This window comes from Adonisia turfae CCMR0081 (genome assembly GCF_011009555.1).
GTDB lineage: Bacteria > Cyanobacteriota > Cyanobacteriia > Phormidesmidales > Phormidesmidaceae > Leptothoe > Leptothoe turfae.
Genome location: NZ_QXHD01000004.1, coordinates 817,459 through 836,818 on the forward strand (window position 1 = coordinate 817,459; position 19,360 = coordinate 836,818).

At 45.5% G+C, this 19,360-nt stretch carries 8 protein-coding genes; all 8 read right to left on the bottom strand.

The annotated features are described in order from the left end of the window. On the bottom strand, positions 1-771 hold a 771-nt coding region (locus DXZ20_RS07795), incomplete at its 3' end, for a condensation domain-containing protein (protein WP_250565674.1). 329 nt (positions 772-1,100) lie between these two features. Beyond that, on the bottom strand, positions 1,101-2,255 hold the full coding sequence (locus DXZ20_RS07800; RefSeq protein WP_250565675.1) for an acyl-CoA dehydrogenase family protein: 1,155 nt from the start codon (positions 2,253-2,255) through the stop codon (positions 1,101-1,103). A 76-nt stretch (positions 2,256-2,331) separates the two neighbouring features. After that, entirely contained in the window at positions 2,332-2,520 is a 189-nt protein-coding gene (locus DXZ20_RS07805) for a transposase (RefSeq protein ID WP_489670913.1), read from the bottom strand. A 30-nt stretch (positions 2,521-2,550) separates the two neighbouring features. After that, the gene (locus DXZ20_RS07810; RefSeq protein WP_163659369.1) at positions 2,551-3,921 is read right to left on the bottom strand and encodes a class-III pyridoxal-phosphate-dependent aminotransferase; all 1,371 of its coding nucleotides are present in this window, start codon (positions 3,919-3,921) and stop codon (positions 2,551-2,553) included. A 119-nt stretch (positions 3,922-4,040) separates the two neighbouring features. Next, positions 4,041-5,555, bottom strand: a complete 1,515-nt coding sequence (locus DXZ20_RS07815) for a thioester reductase domain-containing protein (RefSeq protein WP_163697480.1) — start codon at positions 5,553-5,555, stop codon at positions 4,041-4,043. Beyond that, positions 5,555-9,925 carry a non-ribosomal peptide synthetase gene (locus tag DXZ20_RS07820; protein WP_163697482.1) on the bottom strand — a complete coding sequence of 1,457 codons (4,371 nt, stop codon included), beginning with the start codon at positions 9,923-9,925 and terminating at the stop codon, positions 5,555-5,557. The genes DXZ20_RS07815 and DXZ20_RS07820 overlap by 1 nt, the downstream gene beginning before the upstream one ends. Continuing rightward, complete coding sequence (locus DXZ20_RS07825; RefSeq protein WP_163697484.1) at positions 9,922-15,807, bottom strand: type I polyketide synthase; 5,886 nt, start codon at positions 15,805-15,807, stop codon at positions 9,922-9,924. The genes DXZ20_RS07820 and DXZ20_RS07825 overlap by 4 nt, the downstream gene beginning before the upstream one ends. A gap of 74 nt (positions 15,808-15,881) precedes the next feature. Then, positions 15,882-19,334, bottom strand: a complete 3,453-nt coding sequence (locus DXZ20_RS07830; RefSeq protein ID WP_163697486.1) for a non-ribosomal peptide synthetase — start codon at positions 19,332-19,334, stop codon at positions 15,882-15,884. Positions 19,335-19,360: the final 26 nt, after the last annotated feature.

A 19,360-nucleotide genomic window follows, 5' to 3' on the forward strand; every position in this document is an offset into this window, starting at 1 on the left:
AAATGAACAGTAAGATGTCAATATATCCTGCACCATGTTCGGAAGAAAAAAGTCCGTATCAGCATATAGATTAACTGTCAGTGTTCCATTCTTTTCAAGATGCCGACATTCTAGGCGGACGGGCGCTATTGAAGTGGAGTTATTATTAATAACATTTTCGATATTGGAGACGTCTTCTATGTTGTCTGGCTCAATGACAAAAGAAATAGCTAATATAGATTCTAATTTCTCTAATATCTCCTTAGGTAATAATTTTAACTGCGTAAACGGGGCTACTAATCGATGTTGCAGATCTGATCTTAACTTTGTTGCGATATGTTTAACTCTAGCTTCGAAAGAATCTGGTTGCAAATAATTGATGTCTAACAAGGTGTTAAAAATCTTCTTTTGATTTGGTTGTTTAACGGCATCCTCTTCCGAATTGAGAGTTGTAGATCTCGTTTCAACCAGATTAATTGTAAAGTAAGCGCTTTTACTCCAGGTTGCTAGTACTTCTGTGTAAACTGCTAATAGAACGTTGCCTGGTGATGTATTGGCCTTTAAGGCCTGTTGCTTCAAATGTGCCCAAGTTTTGGCATCGATTTGTTGACTATACTGCGCTAGTTTGATGTCACCTTTATTAAAGGTCTGGGCTAAAGGTAATTCTGGAGTAGGGGGCAGAAGTTCAATAGATTTTTGGCAAAATTCCATCCATTTTTCTTTAGCCTGATGAACATTATTATCAAACTTCTTACTAATAGAGATTGAAGTGAATAGTTTGTCTGTACTCATTCTTTTGAGTTTCTCCCTCTGTCTCCCTCACAGAAACTAAATAAAGCATCGACTATTATCCTCAAAAAGAGCTGATACACAGCATCATTAGCAAAGTTTTTTGAGCTAATGATGCTGCTCAATAATTTGCTCTGTAAAACTGCAAACTCGTTTTCCGTAAGCACTGATTTGAGCACTGTTAGAGCGTGGAATCAAAAGCTTGCGGTGATTTTCATGGATCAAACCCACCTACTTGAAAAACTAGCTGTCTCTTCCCATAGAGGAGTATATACATGATTTAAGCAGCCAGAAAATGAAAAACAAAAAACAAGTTCTGAGAAGATGAAGATCTACACGCCTGAGAGGGTAGAGATAATATTGCGATGAATTTCAGATGTACCTGCATAGATGGTACCTGCTATAGAATCTCGAAAATATCTTTCTAGTTCGTAATCGGTCACATAGCCTCTAGCACCATGGATCTGGATAGCATCCTGACAGGTTTTCATGAAACCTTCGCTGATAAAAACTTTAGAAATTGAAGATTCTAAAAAGGCTTGTTTTCCTTCTTTTTTCAACCATCCTATTTTATACAATATAAGCTTTGCCAGCTCCAATCTCATCTTCATCTCGGCAATTTTATTGGATACACCCTGAAAAGAGCCAATGGGCTGGCCAAACTGCTTACGCTTTTTAGCATAGCTAACACATTGCTCGAAAATCCTTTCCATGGTCCCCACCTGACTGGCAAACAAGAAACTTCGTTCCCAGCTAATGGTGGATTGAAAAATATTGTGTCCCCGGCCTTCTTTGCCTAAACGACGGTTAACGGGCACTTTACAGTCCTTGAAAACGAGTTCTCCCATGGGTGCTGTCCGCAATCCCGATTTTTCCCACTCTTTTTCGATGGTCAATCCAGGCAAATCTTTGTGAATAATAAAGGCAGAAATTCCTTGTTGAGCACCTACCTCTAAATTAGTACGGGCGAATGTAATATAAACGTCGGCAACAGGGGCATTGCTAATAAATGTCTTGGTGCCATTGAGAATGTAGTAATCCCCATGGGGGATAGCCTCAGTTTGCATCTCAAAAGCAGCAGATCCTGAGTTTGGTTCGGTGATGGCATGTCCTCCCATCGATGTGCCCTGGCAAAGGGCTGGCAAATACTGTTGTTTTTGAGCTTCAGTACCAAAATTGGCAATTGAAACAGCACAACTCCAGAGATGGTTGTTAATGGCAAAGACTAGACCATTGTCTTTGCATCCATAGCCCAAACCTTCCAAACCTAATATGGTGGTTAATGGATCCAGACCTTGTCCACCATATTCTTTGGAAATTGGCCATCCTAAAATGCCAAAATCTGCACATTTTTGCCAGCCTGCTTGATTAAAGTGACTGCGTCTATCGTTTTCAATTAAGTCTGCATTTAACTCTTGTTGAGCAAATGTGACGATGGAGCGATAAAAGGAAAGTTGTTCTAGATCCCAGTCGAAACTGATACTCATGTGGGTACCTCTATTGATTGAACTTTTTAAAAATCGAGATTGTCCTCTCGACGGCTACATTGCTTGGATACGGCTACTAAGGTGGCATGCACAAGTTGTAGAGCTGCTGTAATATCAACAGATTAAACATCACGATGATATTGATGGGACGACGACCGGCATTACTCTTGTGAGGCTTGACATATACCTGTTCTAAAATTGGGTGAGACTGATTCCACGGAATCATCTTATCCAGATCAGACACCAAGTCTTCCTTAGGCTTCAGTTTCTGATGATGTGTCTCAAAATCCTTTGTCTAAACTACCTTCCTAATGTCTTCATAGGTCGTTTTCAGAAATTTGACATTTGAGTATCCCGCCATTTCATCAAAGATCTCAAATAAGCTGTCACAAAACTGATCAATTAAGTCAGGAGGGATTGTCAACGCTGGTCTAATTGCGATACTTTTACCAAATCGATTACCTACGGTACATAGAACCTGTTTTTCGCGAAACATCTTACCGCAGGCGATGCCATAAAAGAAATCTCCTTCCATCCAATCAAACAATTTTTGGGCAATTTTTTTCTTTTGCTGCTGGATTGAAACTGATAACATCAACCCCTTTCCCGCCACTTCTAAGGTGTAGTTGCGATGAGTATTCTGGAGTTCTAGCCGTTCTCGAAATTTTGCTTCTGCGGCTTGAATATTGGCTAAATCATAATTTCTCAGGTTTTCCAGGGATGCTAAACCTGCTGCCATCGATAAATTATTCTCTTTGAAGGTTGAGGAATATACCAGGATTTTCTCCATGCTGTCAAACACTTTCTTATAAACCTCTGCGGTATAAACCACAGCCCCAATGGGAACCATGCCGCCACTTAGTCCTTTGGCTAAGGTCATGATATCGGGTGTGACTTGGGACCACTCATAGGCAAATCGTTTTCCTGTGCGTCCCAACCCTGTTTGGACCTCATCATAAATGAGTAATGCGTTGTGTTTCTGGCATAGACGCTTAGCCTCTCTCAAAAATTCATCGCTAGCAATACTGCCGGTTCTTCCTTGGATGGGCTCAACAATAACTCCAGCGATTTCTCGATGGTGATTCTTAAACACCTGGTTGAGAGCATCTATATTATTTAGCTCTAGTTGAAAGTGAGCTTTTTCTACGCCAAAAATTTTCCTGTAGTTAGAGACACCATTAATGGACAAAGACGCTAACGTTAGTCCGTGATATCCACCTGTAAAACTGACGAAACGCTTTTTTCTGGTGAAGTCGATGGCCATCTTCATGGCATATTCAACAGCCTCAGTACCCGAATTGAGAAAAAATACGCGTTCAAATGATGGGTCAGTTAACTCTAAAAGTTCATGACCCAAAATTGCTGCCAGGGTAGGCACATTAATTTGTGTGAGTGATGGAATTGGAGTGTTGATAGCATCTTCCAAAGCGGTAATTAATTCTGGATTTTTCCGCCCCCAGTTCAAGCAGGCAAAGCCTGCTACAAGGTCTAGATACTCTTTGCCATTCTCATCAATAAGAGTATAGGGAGTGCTGTCTACAAATCGGATTTGAGTGGTCCCTACACTATCCCAATATTTGTAATAACAATGGTTAACTTTATTGGCATAGGTCTCGTTGATGGAATGCTCTTTGATAAAGGATTCAACTTTCGTAGCTAGTTTCATGATTATCCTTCCGTTTCAATAAGATAAATGGCAAATGAATATGCGGTGATATTTGGAGTTCGCTGTTTAGATTGGATTCTAAACAAAGTCATCAGCAATACTAGATATTGTTGATCTGCTTAATTCACTGAAATTCTTGCAGGTGGCGCTGGTAAGAAGTCATGGTGAATAAAATAAGATAATTGCGGATGCAATAGCTGGGAACTCACAGGGGGACAGCTAATTTGAGCTTTAGCAAGTGCATGCACAGCATTTTCAGAGTTAAATTTGACCTGGTTACTACCACTGCCATGGGCTTGGAGTATGGGGAGTATATTGGCAATGGAACTCGATGATTCGGTAGTGTAGGTTTCAACCTGTTGCGCCCACTGTTCAAAAGTAACTAACTGAATCTGATAGCCAAAGTTGCTTAAGAAATCTGTTAACTGGTGCCAATGGCAGGGATAAGGATTAACTAAGTGGAAACATTGGTGGAGAGAGGAGGGCTGCCTAGATAAGTAAATAATACCTTGACTGACATAGTCCACTGGGGTCATTTCAAGAACTGTATCAATCGCTGGCAGTGCTTTTAGGAGAACAGCACTTTTGAGCGTCAGGGATAGCCAATCTTGTGTGCTACAAACTCCAGTTTGGCTATGGCCTGTAATAGTACCGGGTCGATAAATAGAAACGGGTAAACCCCGCTCACTGGCCAAAGACACCAGTTTTTCGGCCACCCATTTGCTTTGGCTATATCCTCCATAGAGGGTTCCTCCATGATCAAGGGAGTCTTGCTCATATATGACGTGATCGGCAGCTAAGTGAGAAGACAAAAATACACCAATGGTAGAAACATAATGGAGAGGTTTGATTTTATGGATGGTGGCTAATTTTAGAATCTCGCGAGTGCCGTTAACATTGGTAGCTTTTAGAGCCGTATAGGGATAAACAAAATTAACTAAGGCTCCATTGTGATAAATAATATCGATAGCATATGCAAGCTGTTGAAATTGATCTAAAGATAGACCTAGTAAGGGTTCTGCCAGATCTCCAAGCACAGGAATGATTCTGGTCCCTTGTGTTTCTTGCCAAAGTCCATAGGCCTTAAGTTTGGCTTGGAGGCGTTCTTGCCCAGTGTTGAGGTTGGGTGCGCGTACTAAACAATAGATGGTGGCCTGGGTTTGTTCCAGGAGATCATTGAGTAAATAGGTACCTAAGAATCCTGTTGCTCCAGTTAAGAAAATGGCAATCGGCTCTTTTTGAGCAGGAACAAAGTGAATGGAATCAGGGATATCTTTCAGCTGTGCCATGGCCTCCTGAAGTAGCTGTTCAGTGGTGGTAGCTGTTGCGATCGCATTTCCCTCAGTCCCTTTATTCTCTAAAGCATTGGCAATCACCTGATTGAGGCTAGCCAGGGTTGGTTTCTGATAAAAACTGGATAAATTTAAGGGTGAGGACGGTGACGTGTCAACTGAGCCTTGTCCGAAGAAAGCTAAGATAGCTTGTTTATGTTGTTGTAACTCTGCTTTTAAGTCAGGTGTCAACGCACCTTTAGGCCCCCGAAACCGTAGTTGGCCATTGTCACACCACAATGTTATGCCGATTTGGGAAAATCGTTGTAACAGGTTAGGAATATCAGGATTATGGTTAGCCATTATAATGTGCCTTCCTCCCAGGCATCATGGGTAGTTACAGAACTCAGATCCACTGTCGGCATTGCCTGTTGATTGAGAGCACCCCCTAGCAGGCAATACAAATAGATATGGTGTTCATCGAGAGCAAACAAATGTCGGACCGTTTCAAAATCACAGCTGCCGATCTGACAAAGGCCCATTTCATGGGCAGGCGCAGCTAGCTCCAGCTGCTGACTCATCAATCCGGCTTCCAACAGGCAAAAATCTCGACTTAATTCGCCGTACATGGGTGCAATCGCAGCTAACTGGCCCACCAAAAAGATAGAGAATGCACTTTGATCAAATATCTTCTGATTGTTGAAGGCATACAAGCTTCGGTCAATTTCGGCGTCTGGCGTAATGATCTTTAATTGGTGCTCCAGGGGATGATAATAGTAGGTACCTGCTTTCAGACCAGAGATGCGCTCGGGTTTAATGTAAAGGTAGGCCTGGACAGGATAAAGCCCACCGGCAGACCCATAGCGCAACTTAGGCTGACCATTAACTAATAACTGTTGCCAATTACTCAAAAAAAGGCTGAATCGTTCAAACGGTAGTGGGTCTGAACTAAAGGTTCTACAACTGTAGCGGCTGAGATACGTTTGTTTAAGCGTATCGTCTAATTCTGGGGCCACTAGCTTTACACTCCCCCAAGATTCTTGTCGCAGTCCACGCCGTAGATGCTTAAACTGTTGACGCTCTTCTGGATTAAAGATCATCTTAAAATTGCCTGCGAGAGCACCATCGCCGACTGATTGAGGTGCAGACTGCGGCGTTGTTTCCCTAACTAACCGATCATCATAGTCTTTGGCCAACGCCCCTACAGTGGAGAGACTATATAGATCCTTAATCTGTAATCGATATTGGAACTGCTCCTCCATGAGATTAGCAATTCTAGCAATATCAATAGAATTAGCACCCAGATCTAGCAAATTAGCATTAGGTTCGATGGTATCAACCTTGAGCACATTAGCTATCAGTTGGGCAATTTGTTGAGTAAGAGCTGCATCAGCAACATCTTTAGATGTTGAGAGTTGGCTCGATGCCACAGACGTCTTTTGAGGTTCGGGCAGATGGTTTCGATCAACCTTGCCATTAGCTGTCAGAGGTAAGGTTTCCAAAAAGACGAAGGTTGACGGAACCATATAATCTGGCAGTAGCTCTAGTAGCTGTTGCTTTAAGTGGTCTGGCGTCAGTGTTGGCTGTTCTAAAACAACATAGGCCACTAGTCGTTTAGTTTCTTGAGCATCTCCCTTGAGTAAGACAACCCCTTGCTTGACAGCGGTGAGCTGTTCTAAAGCTGTTTCGATTTCTCCCAACTCAATTCGGTAGCCCTGTACTTTAACCTGGGAATCCGCCCGTCCCAAAAACATGATGGCACCATCGGGAAGGTAATATCCTAAATCTCCAGTATGGTAAAGCCGTTCACCTGTAACCGGATGGTGGATAAAGCTTTGACTTGTTTTTTCTGAATTGCGCCAATATTCCCTGGCCAACCCTACCCCACCAATGTATAAATTACCGGGTACCCACACGGGACATGGAGCCAAATGTTCATTCAAGATATGAAACTGTTGGTTCGCCATAGGTTTCCCATAGGGAATACTTTTCCAATTAGGATCCACCTGATTAATGACCTGGAGAATGGACCAGATGGAAACCTCAGTGGCACCGCCTAAACTTACCACCTCTGCCGCAGGGCTGAGGGCCTTAATCTGATCCGGTAACTTTAAGGGAATCCAATCTCCGCTGAGTAGTACAAGGCGTAGGGAATTTAAGGTGACTTCTGGATGAAATTCACTGTATTCCACCAACATTTGCATCAAGGCGGGTACGGAGTTCCACAAAGTGATCTGATGCTGCTTGATTAATGTTGCCCAGTGGGTCGGTTCTTTGCTGTCGGCAGCATCAGGCACCACCAATGTGCCTCCCGCTGCTAAGGTACCAAAAATGTCGTAGACCGACAGATCAAAGCTGAGGGAAGAAATGGCCAGAGTTCGGTCCTTAGAACTAATTTGAAACCGCTGATTAATATCGAGAATTGTGTTAACAACAGCACGATGCTCAATGGTAACCCCTTTAGGGATACCTGTAGAGCCAGACGTGTAGATCACATAGGCAAGATCGTTGGGAGTTTGAACGGGCTGGAATTGACTAATTTCAGCATCACTACCAGACAGGTGCTCTTCAGTTTGATTGACCTCATCTCGACTAATAACAATTCGTTGCACATCATCTGGCCAATCTAATTGTGAATCTAACTCTGGTTGAGTGAGAACAATGTTGACTGCCCCTTGTTTTAAGATCTGCTGACGTCTTACCTGGGGCCAATTGGGATCAATGGGCACATAGGCTGCACCAGAAACCAGAACAGCGAGGACGGCAACCACTTGTTCCCACCCTTTTTTCATCACCACAGCCACTAGCTGATTAGGAAGAACCTCTAGGTGACGCAGCTGTATTCCCAGACTGTAGGCACGCTTTCCTAACTCCCCATAGGTCAGGGTAATGTCTCCTGCAACCACAGCAATATCTGTGGCTGATGTCTGTAAACGCCTAAGGACTAAACCATGGAGGAAAGACTGGAGATTGTCTGTTTGAGGACTGCTTGTTTGAGGACCGTCTATTTGAGAGCTTAACAACGGTTGCTCAGTGGCGTTGACCATGGCAATTTGAGCAGCCTGCTGGGGTGGAAACAGCCGTTGCATCAGCTGACGCGGATCAGCTTGCCATAAGCTTTCCTCGGTGGCAAGCGCCTCGACAAAATCACCATAGGCCTGAAACATATCGTCTAACAATCCGGGAGGGAAGACTTCGTCAACTGCATCCCAATTAAGAATCAGGGCTCCTTGTTCCTCAAGCACCTGGTGATCCAGATAAATTTGAGGTGTTTGGCTAAGACTGTAAACAACCTCTCCAAGTTCATAAATTGAGGCACTTTCGGTGTTGGAGCTGTTGGCAAAGCGATCACGATTTAGACTATCGTTGGTGAGGGTACTGGTGTAAACAACCGGCATCAGGGCACCGGAGTAACGCTGTTGGGCATGGGCAATATCCCGTAAAACCTTCATGCCGCTCACATAGCGATGATCCAGATCTTGCCAAAGTTGTTTCTGAATGGCCTTAGCGCGGGTGACAAAAGCGGCCAGACTTGAATTATCAATGGCCAATAAATCTAGTGAGGTAAAGTCCCCTACCAAACGGTTAATATCTTGATGTAGGGGAAGTCGTCGGAACAGGGTAATATTAAGGGTAAATCGCGGTTGTTTACTCCAGGCTGATAAGACTTCGCTAAAGGCGGCAAGGATAATGGCAGAAGGGGTTAGGTTTGCTTGGAATCCTCTTTGTCGAAGTTGTTTCCACTGTTCTGGAGAAATTCTCCGGGTGCGATGGACAAATTTGGGCTGCTTGATAGATCCCAAATTGGTTCCCAACGGTAATTCTGGTGATGGGGGCAGGGTGGCAACCCGATTTTGCCAGTAGGTTTGTGATCGCTGATACACAGCTGATGTTTTTAAGGCAATCTCTGCTAAAACATAATCTCGGAAAGACAACTCCATTGCTGCTTGAGAGGACTGGGGGTTATGGAGATAGTCCACCAATTCTCGTATAATCAGCTCCAAACTCCAAGCATCGGCAATTAACAAGTCAATGCTGATAAACAACCGGGTTTTGGTGGTGTCTAAAAGCGCTGCTCTCACCTCAAATAAGGGCCATGTGTCAGTGGGAAGTAACTGATGCGAAAGGCACTCCCGTAATGCCATCAACTGTTCATGCGCCACCTCTGATGCTGCCGTACGTAAGTCCAGCGTGTCTATCTGGTAATCAGGGACCTGTTCTAAAATTTGCTGGTGGCCATCTGCATTCATCACCGCCCGCATCATTTCATGCTTTTGGATCAGATATTGCCAGGCTTGCTCAAATTTCTTCAGGTCTAAATCCACCACATCAATCTCAGCATAAACATGGGTAGACACATTACTGAGATCAAAGCTATCGTCCCGGCCAATCAAATAGGCCTGTTGGATTTCTGTTAATGGAAAGGATTGATAGCGCTCCGCTGCGCTGGTAACAATTTGCGGTAAAGGTTGGTAAATCTCATTTAAGTCCGGCTGATCGCCTGAGTCTTCATCACTTGGTCGCCGTAGAAATTCGATGATTTCTGCTTTTTGTTCGGTAATATACTGCCGCAATGAGTCCGTCAGACTACCTTTGGGTGCATTACACCGCAAGCGGCCATCCTGAACATAGAGTTGAATATCCTGCGTTCTCAGATCATCTAAAAATTTAGCAATTGGCTGTGTCGTAGGCTGTATCGCAGACTGTGGGGCAGACTGTGGGGCAGATTTCATAGCTCAATGTCCTCCCGAGCATTACTATCATTACTGAGGGCTGTTGCTGAGGCGGGAGTATTTCGATAGGTCGTATCCAGATATTCTGCAATCCCTGCTACAGTCAGGGCCTCGAATAAAATGGTCATGGGCAGATCAATTTGAAATGTTTGTCGAATCTGGGAAATGACTTGAATACCTACGAGGGAATCCCCTCCCAATTCAAAGAAGTTATCGTCAATGCCTACTCGCGTAACACCCATGACATTTTGCCAAATTGGCACCAGTTTTTTCTCAGTCTCAGTACTTGGTTCTCGGTAAACGGCTTCCAAGTCGGGTCTAGAATACAGCTGGGTGTTCTGACTCGATGCTACCGAGTTCGATAGAGAAGTGTCCGGTAAGTCTTTTAACAAAGCTTGCTTACGCATCCAGTGATCAAGTCTAGGCTGTAGACTTCTGGTAGAAACCACAGCCCGCTTGAGTCCTGGGCTAGCCAAAACAGTTTTAAGGATTTTAATATCTTCCGCTGGGGTAACCGTGAGTTCACCGCTCACCGTGCCACTAGTTGACTGGCTCGGCACTCTCCCATCCCAGTTAACGCCGAGCCAGGGAAAGTGTGTTTGGCGATTCTGTTGGACAAAGTGATCTAAAAATATATTGGCTGCTGAATATGCCGTGAGGCCAACTCCACCAAACAGTGATGCCAATGAAGAAATTAAGAGACAAAAATCTAGGGGTTTGTTCTGTAGAACAGTGTCAAGTACTAGTACCCCTTGAACTTTAACACGAAACTGCTGTTGACAGTCTGTTTCAGTGGCCTCAGCAACAGGGCGATAGATCTCTAGGGGGTCGGTGGCCGCGGCATGAATCACCCCGTTCAGTTTGCCAAAACGAGTTTCAGCGCTATTGACGGCGGCAGCCATGGCTTCCAGATCAGCGACATCCGCCTGGGCCACCAGAATCTCGGACCCTAATGTCTCAAGGTTTTGCAATTGCAAAATCTTACGAGATGTCGGTTCTTGTTCACTATGATTTTTTAGCCATTCGGCCCACTGTTCCCGTGCTGGGAACTGCGATCGTCCGGTTAACACAAGCTTGGCTTGGACAGTTTCAGCTAAGTACTCGGCAATGACTAACCCTAAACTCCCTAAACCCCCCACAATTAAATAAACTCCCTGGGATGTTAAGGGGAATGTCTGCTCTTCAGTGGATGCTTCTAAAGATAAGGGTGTATGTGCTTCAACCCATCTGTGTCCATGGCGATAGGCCACAATGGGATCAAGAATTGGACTATCCAGCTCAGCAATCAAATTTGAAATTAGTGAATCGTTGGCTTGAGCATTGACCTCAGATTCTGATAAGTCAATACTGCGACAATAGACATTGGGGACTTCTTGGGGAATCGTCTTGATCGGTCCCAGGATGGTTGTTTTTTCAGGAAGGACTACCTCAGTGCCAATTACTTCATGGAGACCATGGGAAAGCACCGAGATTGGGAATGGCTTGGAAAGTGTTTCTTTTGGGAGGGCCTGGGCCATAAATAATAAACTGTAGAAACCCAAATATTGGGCTTGCTCAGTCCTGGGCCAATCAAGCGGGGTAGGAGGGGTCAACTGCCAGCTGTGTATTACTTTGGTGGGCATTAACTGGGCCTGTTCCAGATGCTGGAACAGAGACTGGTAGTCTGCCTGAGAGCGGGGATTGAGAATAATGCAATGACTGTCTTGGGTGACTTCAACCTGAAATGTATTTCCTGGCTGGACGAGAATGATTTCATCGCCTCGCTGATTGAGTTGGGAGATAATTTGGTCGCTAATGCCCCTATCATCCTTGAAAATTAACCAGCGTTCAGAAGGCTTTTGGTCAGCTGGACTTGGGGGAGGAAGGAGATGCGATCGCGACCAGGATGGACCATAGAACCAATCAGAAACATGGGGCTTTTTATCCGTCACCTGGCCCCTAGTTACCGGTGTGACAGTCGCAGTTGTTTCAGGTCTGTTGACCACAGTAAACGCAGCCGGTTGTGACCCCCCTTCTGTTAGTTCAGTCCTAGCCACAATGATATGCTGCCCTAGAGCATCGGACTCAGGCTGGGCACTCACCTGAGCAAAACCATGGTTGGTTAGCGTTTCCTGCCACTGTTGACTGCTTAAAAACGGATTGCCGCGACTACGCTGATTGTCCTCCAAGGGATTCATCAGCAAACCAGAGGTAATATCAAAGAACAACAGCGGAGTCGTGATTTCCCAAAGCAGCAAAATTCCCCCTGGTGCTAACAGAGAATGTATATAATCCAGGGTGTTTTCCAGATTCTTTGCCACATGGAGAACATTGGCCGCAATGATAACATCAAAGCTATGGCGCTCATATCCCTGGGATTCAGGAGCCGTTTCAATGTTCAGCAGTTTATAGTTAACAAACGGATAGTCATTAAACTTCTTCTTTGCCTGGTTTAAAAACCATTGACCAATATCCGTGAAGGTATACTGGCTACGCTCAGGTGGCAAAATGGGCAACAAATCGGTGGTTGCTAGCCCCTGTCCTCCACCCACTTCCAAAACTCTTAACTGGGGGTTATCAGATAATTGAGTAACAATTTGTTCTAAACTTGCCCGCATAACTGCACTGTAGTAGGCAAACAGAGGCATTTCTGGATTGGATGCCTTGCCTTGCTGATAGACTAGGGAATTAAAAATTTCAAGGGGATCTTTTTGCCCAGTGATGATTGCTGCTAGATTATTGCCACATTGTTGGGCTAATTCGACCATCTGGGGAAACTTGATCCATCGGGCTTTAAAGGTATCTAAAATATTGTCTAGGCTATTTTTAGCCTCTGGCATAAACCGACAATATTGCCCATCAACCTGTTGAAGGTGCCCTCGCTCAACTAGAACATCCAGCCAGCGGCAAAATAATTGCTGATAACGAGGGGCAATTTTTCCCTCAGCAACCAGCTCGTCAAATGAGTATGTCCGAGCCGTATCTTGCCAAAACCCCAAGGATTGAAATGCAAGATTCAAATAGGAGAGACATACCTGCTCCATAGAGGGAAGATTCTCAACATAAACCTCCCGATCAAATTGAGAGATGCCCTGGTTTGCCTGATCTACCATCGCTGCGGTCAATGGCTGCCATAGCTCCTCTGTAGAAGGGGAACGGAGCTTAGTAGCACTCAACGTAGCCGCATTATTTGTGCTGTCAGTCAACCAATATCGTTTGCGTTCAAAAGGATATGTAGGCAATGGTACCCGGTAACGCTGTTGGTCAGCATAAAAGCTGGCCCAGTCAATCTCCACACCGGAAAGCCAGAGTTTACCTAAGGTTTGCAATAAAAAGGAAACATCATGATAATTTTCCTTGGGGTGGCGCACGGTTGTTAGGACTAATTGTCCTGCTTGTTTTTCAGGATGCTGCTTCGCTAATTTACTTAATGTACGACCGGGGCCCACTTCCAATAGAATCTGATGGGGATTCTGACAAAGGTGTTGCAGATTCTCTCCAAACTGTACTGTTTGTCTAACATGGTTTGCCCAATACTGAGGGTCCGTGGCTTCAGCCTCAGTGATCCAAGTTCCCGTTACATTTGATAAATAAGGAATCTGAGGTGCATGGAATGTGACCTTTTGGAGATGCTCTAAAAATGGTTCAACCATGCCAGCCATCATGGGTGAGTGGAACCCATGGGAGGTATGTAACCGACGACTCTGAATTCCCTGAGTTTCCAAGGTTTGTGCCAATGCATCAATCGCCTCTGTAGACCCTGAAACAACACAGGTATTGACGCCATTCACAACCGCAATGACCAGACTCTCATCGGTCATAAACACTGCACTCTCTTCAGCACTCAATGGCACGGATAACATGCTGCCATTGGGTTGTTGTTGCATTAACTGCCCCCGCGCCACTACAAGTGCTAGGGCTTCCTCAAGGGTAAAGACTTCTGCCAGGGTAGCCGCAACATATTCACCAATGCTGTGACCCACCATGGCCTTGGGCTGAATCCCCCAAGTCATCCAGAGTTGGGCCAGGGCATATTCAACGACAAACAGCGCAGGTTGCGCTATCGCCGTTTGCTGTAGTTGTGCTTTAGCGGTTTCTCGACAGTCAGGTTCAGGATAAAGAATGGATCGTAAGTCTACGTTGAGGTGGGGCTTTAAGAGAGTTGAACAGTGATCAATCGATTCTCTGAATTGAGCCTCAGACTCGTAAAGATCCCGAGCCATGTTGATATACTGAGCGCCTTGCCCAGAAAACATAAAGACGACCCCAGGAGACTGAAGTTTTCTGCTTCCGGTGAGAACTGGGGGCGCTGTAGGATTCCTCAAAGCCGCAACAGCCTCATCCAAACTCTGGCAGGTTAGCCAGCGACGGTGCTTAAATCCACGACGGCCCACCTGTAGAGTATGGGCTACATCGGTGAGGTTGAGTTGAGGATTCGCCGCTAAATAATTGGCTAAATTGAGGGTTGCTTGTTCCAGTGCAGTTTCGGTTTTAGCCGATAGTGCTAATGTCTGATAAGGCCGGTCAGCGACGCTGTTAGTAACACTATCGGCCATCGTCTTGCTATGGACTTGGGACGGTGCTTCTTCAATCACCAAATGCACATTGGTGCCGCCCACCCCCAGAGAACTTACTCCCGCTCGCCGGGGCGTGCCATTCCTGGTCCAGGGGGTTAACTGATGAGCAACATAAAAAGGACTGTTGGCAAAATCTATTTTAGGATTGGTTTGTTGCCAGTGAAGACTGGGGGGAATTACCTGATTTTCCAGTGCTAACACTGTTTTAATAACACTGGGCATACCAGCTGCCACCCCTAGATGGCCAAGATTACTTTTGACAGAGCCGATGCTACAAAACCCTTTTTTCTGAGTGCTGGCCCGAAACACATCGCTTAAGGATTGAATTTCAATCGGATCTCCAAGCGTCGTTCCAGTACCGTGGGCCTCAATGTAGGTAATCGTTTCAGGGGCAACCTCAGCCATCTCCAACGCTTCGGCAACGACGGCAGCCTGGCCATCGATACTGGGAGCCGTGTAACCGACCTTTACGGCACCATCGTTGTTAATGGCTGAGCCTCGAATCACGGCTCGGATGGTATCGCCATCCGCTAAAGCATCTTCTAACCGTTTCAGCACAACCAGACCCAATCCACTGCCAGGCAAAGTTCCTTGGGAGTCTGCTCCAAAGGCTTTGCAATGTCCATCCGACGAGAAAATCCCTCCCTCCTGGTATACGTAGCCTCTTCCTTGGGGCAACATTAAATTCACGGCCCCGGCTAGGGCCATATCACATTCACCGTTAAGTAAACTTTGGGTGGCCACATGAATGGCCACCAGCGCAGTGGAGCAGGCAGACTGAACCATCAAGCTGGGTCCCTTGAGGTTCAAGTGGTAAGAAATTTGGGTGGCTAAGTAATTTAGGTCATTGCCTAAATAGGTTTCCAACCCACTCAGGGTCATTGGAATTATCTTACTGTGGTTAACCGCTGCGAGATAATTACTGACATTACTGCCTGCAAAAACACCCACTGACCCTGGACCATCGCCACCGGCATAACCTGCGTTTTCCAAGGCTTCCCAAGCACATTCCAACATCAGGCGGACTTCTGGACAGAGCACTTCTGCCTGTTTGGGATTAAAACTAAAAAATGAGGCATCAAACTGATCAAGTCCCTCTAACAGCGGTTCAGCTCCGACATAGTCTGGGTGTTCTAAAACCCCCGGATCGATGTGCATTTCTGCCGAATCCTGTTTGTCAAAGAAGGTGATGGATTCCACTCCATCCACCAAGTTTTGCCAAAACTGTTCGAGACTATTTGCACCTGGAAAATGTCCTGCCATGCCAATGATAGCGATGGCATTAGCCGTATTAAGATTGTCTGGCTCGATGTTAAGGTCTACCATAAGATTCTCTGACTATTTATCTGAGATGCTGACTCTGAAAGCTGAAGCAGGTTGGCTGAAGCAGGTGGCTGATATTAGCGTCTACGTTTTGTCTGACGACGCTGTTGTAACTGTTTACGATGTTTAGCTCTGGTGAGTTGCCGATGGCCAACGTTGTTATTGTTGGATGGACGGCAGAAGTATTGAGATAATGCTTGGACAGTGGGATACCGAAACATTTCTATCAAAGGAATGTCTTGGTTAAGAATTTCCCGTATCTTGATATGGGTTTGAACCAAGTGAACGGAGTTTCCACCCAGATCAAAAAAGTTATCGTAAATACCAACTTGGGGAATCTTCAATATGGTTTGGATGATATCGCTGAGTTGTTTTTCAATCTCATCGGTGGGGGCAACATATGCTTGCTTTAAAGGTGATTCACTTAGATCAGGCTGAGGTAATTGGCGTCGGTCAACTTTACCATTGGCCGTTAGGGGTAAGCTATCTAAAAAGATAAAGGTTGATGGCACCATGTATGCTGGCAGTTTTTCAGCTAGGAGCTTTCGTAGCTCTGGAGTCAGCTGGGATTCTGTCTTTGCTGACTGAGCCGTTACGGGATAAGCCACAAGCCGCTTTACTCCTGGTCGCTCCTCTATAGCTGTGACAACGGCAGCGTCAATAGCTGGATGTTGGACTAGGGTGGCTTCAATTTCTCCCAGTTCGATGCGATGACCGTTGATCTTGACTTGGAAGTCTTCCCTTCCTAAAAACTCAATCACCCCATCTGGCAGATAGCGACCGATGTCACCAGTGCAGTAAAGCCGCTCTCCCGTTTGGGGATGGTGGATAAAACTAGCGTCGGTTTTGGTGGGATTATGCCAGTACCCCTTGGCTAACCCGACACCGCCAATGTAGAGCTGTCCTGGAACAAAAAGAGGACAGGTGTTTAGAGCGTGATCGAGCACATACATGCGCTGATTGGCCATGGGGTATCCATAGGGAACACTTTTCCACTCAGGGGAAACTTGGTTAATAGGATAAAGAATGGACCAGATGGAGGCTTCTGTAGCGCCCCCTAAACTAATGACCTGGGCCTCTGTAAAGGTTGTTCTAATCTGTTCTGGTAATTTCAGAGGTAGCCAATCGCCACTGAGTAAGACCAATCGTAGGACTGCCTGAATCGGTGTTGATGCGGCAGCTGCATATTCGATTAACATCTGCATCAATGCAGGTACCGAATTCCAAAGGGTGACCTGATGCTGGATTATCAGCTCGAGCCAGTGGGCTGGGTCGCGATTGGCCTCGGCCTTAGGTAACACCAGTGTGCCACCCGCAGCCAACGTACCAAAGATATCGTAGACGGATAGGTCAAAACTGAGGGATGATAGGGCGAACGTGCGATCGCGTTGACTCACTCCAAACCGCTGATTAATGTCTAAAACAGTATTCACCACACCTTGATGGTCAATGGTTACACCTTTAGGTAATCCTGTGGACCCAGACGTGTAAATGACGTAAGCAATATCTTCAGGGCGCTGGACAAATTCCAGGGGGGCCTCTGGGCGTTCATACTTCAGGGTATCGACACAAATACGAGTGGTCCTTGTTGGCCATTGAAGAGTCTGCTCCCACTCAGTCTGGGTCAGCACCAGATCAATGTTGCCTTGTTCCAGGAGATGCCAGCGGCGTTCTTGGGGTAAATTTGGATCAATGGGCACATAGGCCGCTCCGGAGGTTAAAATTCCCAACACCGCGACAATTTGTTCCCATCCTTTTTCCATGACGACCGCGACCAGATGGTTTGGCTGTGCTCCTAAGCGGCGGAGTTGTTGACCGAGATGTTGGGCGCGATCGCTAAGTTCTTGATAGGTTAGGGTGCGATCGCTAGCAATCACTGCAGGCTGGTCGGGCTGATTAGCCACCCGCTCAAAAAACAAGCCATGTAGCCACCTATCTTGCCCCAGAGATATCTCGGTTTGATTAATTGTAGCAATTTGATCTACTTGAGTTTTGGGTAAAAGCCCAGGAGTTGTCGCCTGCCAAACCTCCTCCTCCGTTGCTAATCTCTCTAAGAGGTTGCCATAAGCGGCAAACATATCATCTAAAACACCCTCAGGGAATAACTCCTCAACACAGTCCCAATTAAGAAACAGTTCTCCAGATGGATTGAAAAAAACTTGATGATCAAGATAAACCTGGGGCGTTTGGGTGATCATATAAGTCATCTTACCCATGCCCTTAAGCATATCTCGATTGTAGGTTGTATCTACATAGGTATTGAGGTTGTCAGGTAAATTATCAGATGAGCTAACTACAGACTGTTCTCGACTTAAACTTTCGTTGGTCAGCGTACTGGTAAAAATAACAGGGGTTAAGGCTTCAGCCGGACGGTTTTGAATTCTGGCTAACTCCCGTATAACCTTGACTCCACTATAGTAACTGTGATCTAAGTCATCCCAAAACTGTTCTTGAATCCGTTTGGCACGGGTTTCAAACGATGCCGATGACGTATTATCTACCGATAGTAACGTGACTGAAGTAAAATCTCCTACGATTTTATCAACATCAGGATGTAAAGGTAAGCGGTTATAAAGGGTTAGATTAAGAGTAAACTTAGGGTTTTTACTCCAAAGAGTCAAAATTTCTGCAAACGCTGCCAGTAAAATGCCAGAAGGCGTTAAGTTTGCACGATGAGCCCGTTGCTTCAGACGTCGCCAGGTTGTTGCATCCATCTGCTTTTCACGTCGCATAAAGTGAGGCGAATCAACGGATGAAAGACTTTTCTGTAGGGGAAGTTCTGGGGCTGGGGGTAACGTTGTTAGACGCTTCTCCCAATAATCTTTTGAACGTTCATAAAGCGGAAACTTATGGAACTCCAGCTCAGCGAGCACATAATCTCGGAAAGACAACGTCAGAGGTGGTAGCGAACGTCCAGGAACTCTAACTAAATCTGCCAATTCAGCCAAGAGCAACTCACAACTCCAAGCATCACCGATGAGAACATCGAGGCTAAAGCAAAATCTAACCTGATCAGGGTTGAGATAAATAGCTTGAATTTCAAACAGAGGCCATTGTTCCAGCGGAAAAATCTGATGGGACATCTGCTGGCGAATGCTCTCTGATTTCAGAGCAAGTGCTGAAGCACTTGCTTCCCGTAAATCAGTTACCTGAATTTGGTAGTCGGGAACCTCCGAGAGAATTTGCTGTTGTCCATCCTGACGGATGATCATACGCAACATTTCGTGACGTTGAATTAACTGCTGCCATGCTTCATTGAGCTGGGCTGGCGTAATCCCATCCGTTTCAATTTCAAAGTAGCCATGGGTTGAGATATTGCCTAACTCCAGTCCACCCTGACGACCTATCCAATAGGCTTGCTGAATGTCTGTAAGTGGAAAGGGATGATAGCGCTGCTCTAAACCGGGCACAATGATAGGGAATCTTTGCTCAGAAGAGCCACTTTTCCCTCGCAACCGTCTCTCAAGCAGCTGCTGTTTAGCCAGAGACAATTGAGACTTCTTGGCAACATTTTTTTCTCTTAAAGACATGTAGATCACCTATAGGAAAAGCATCA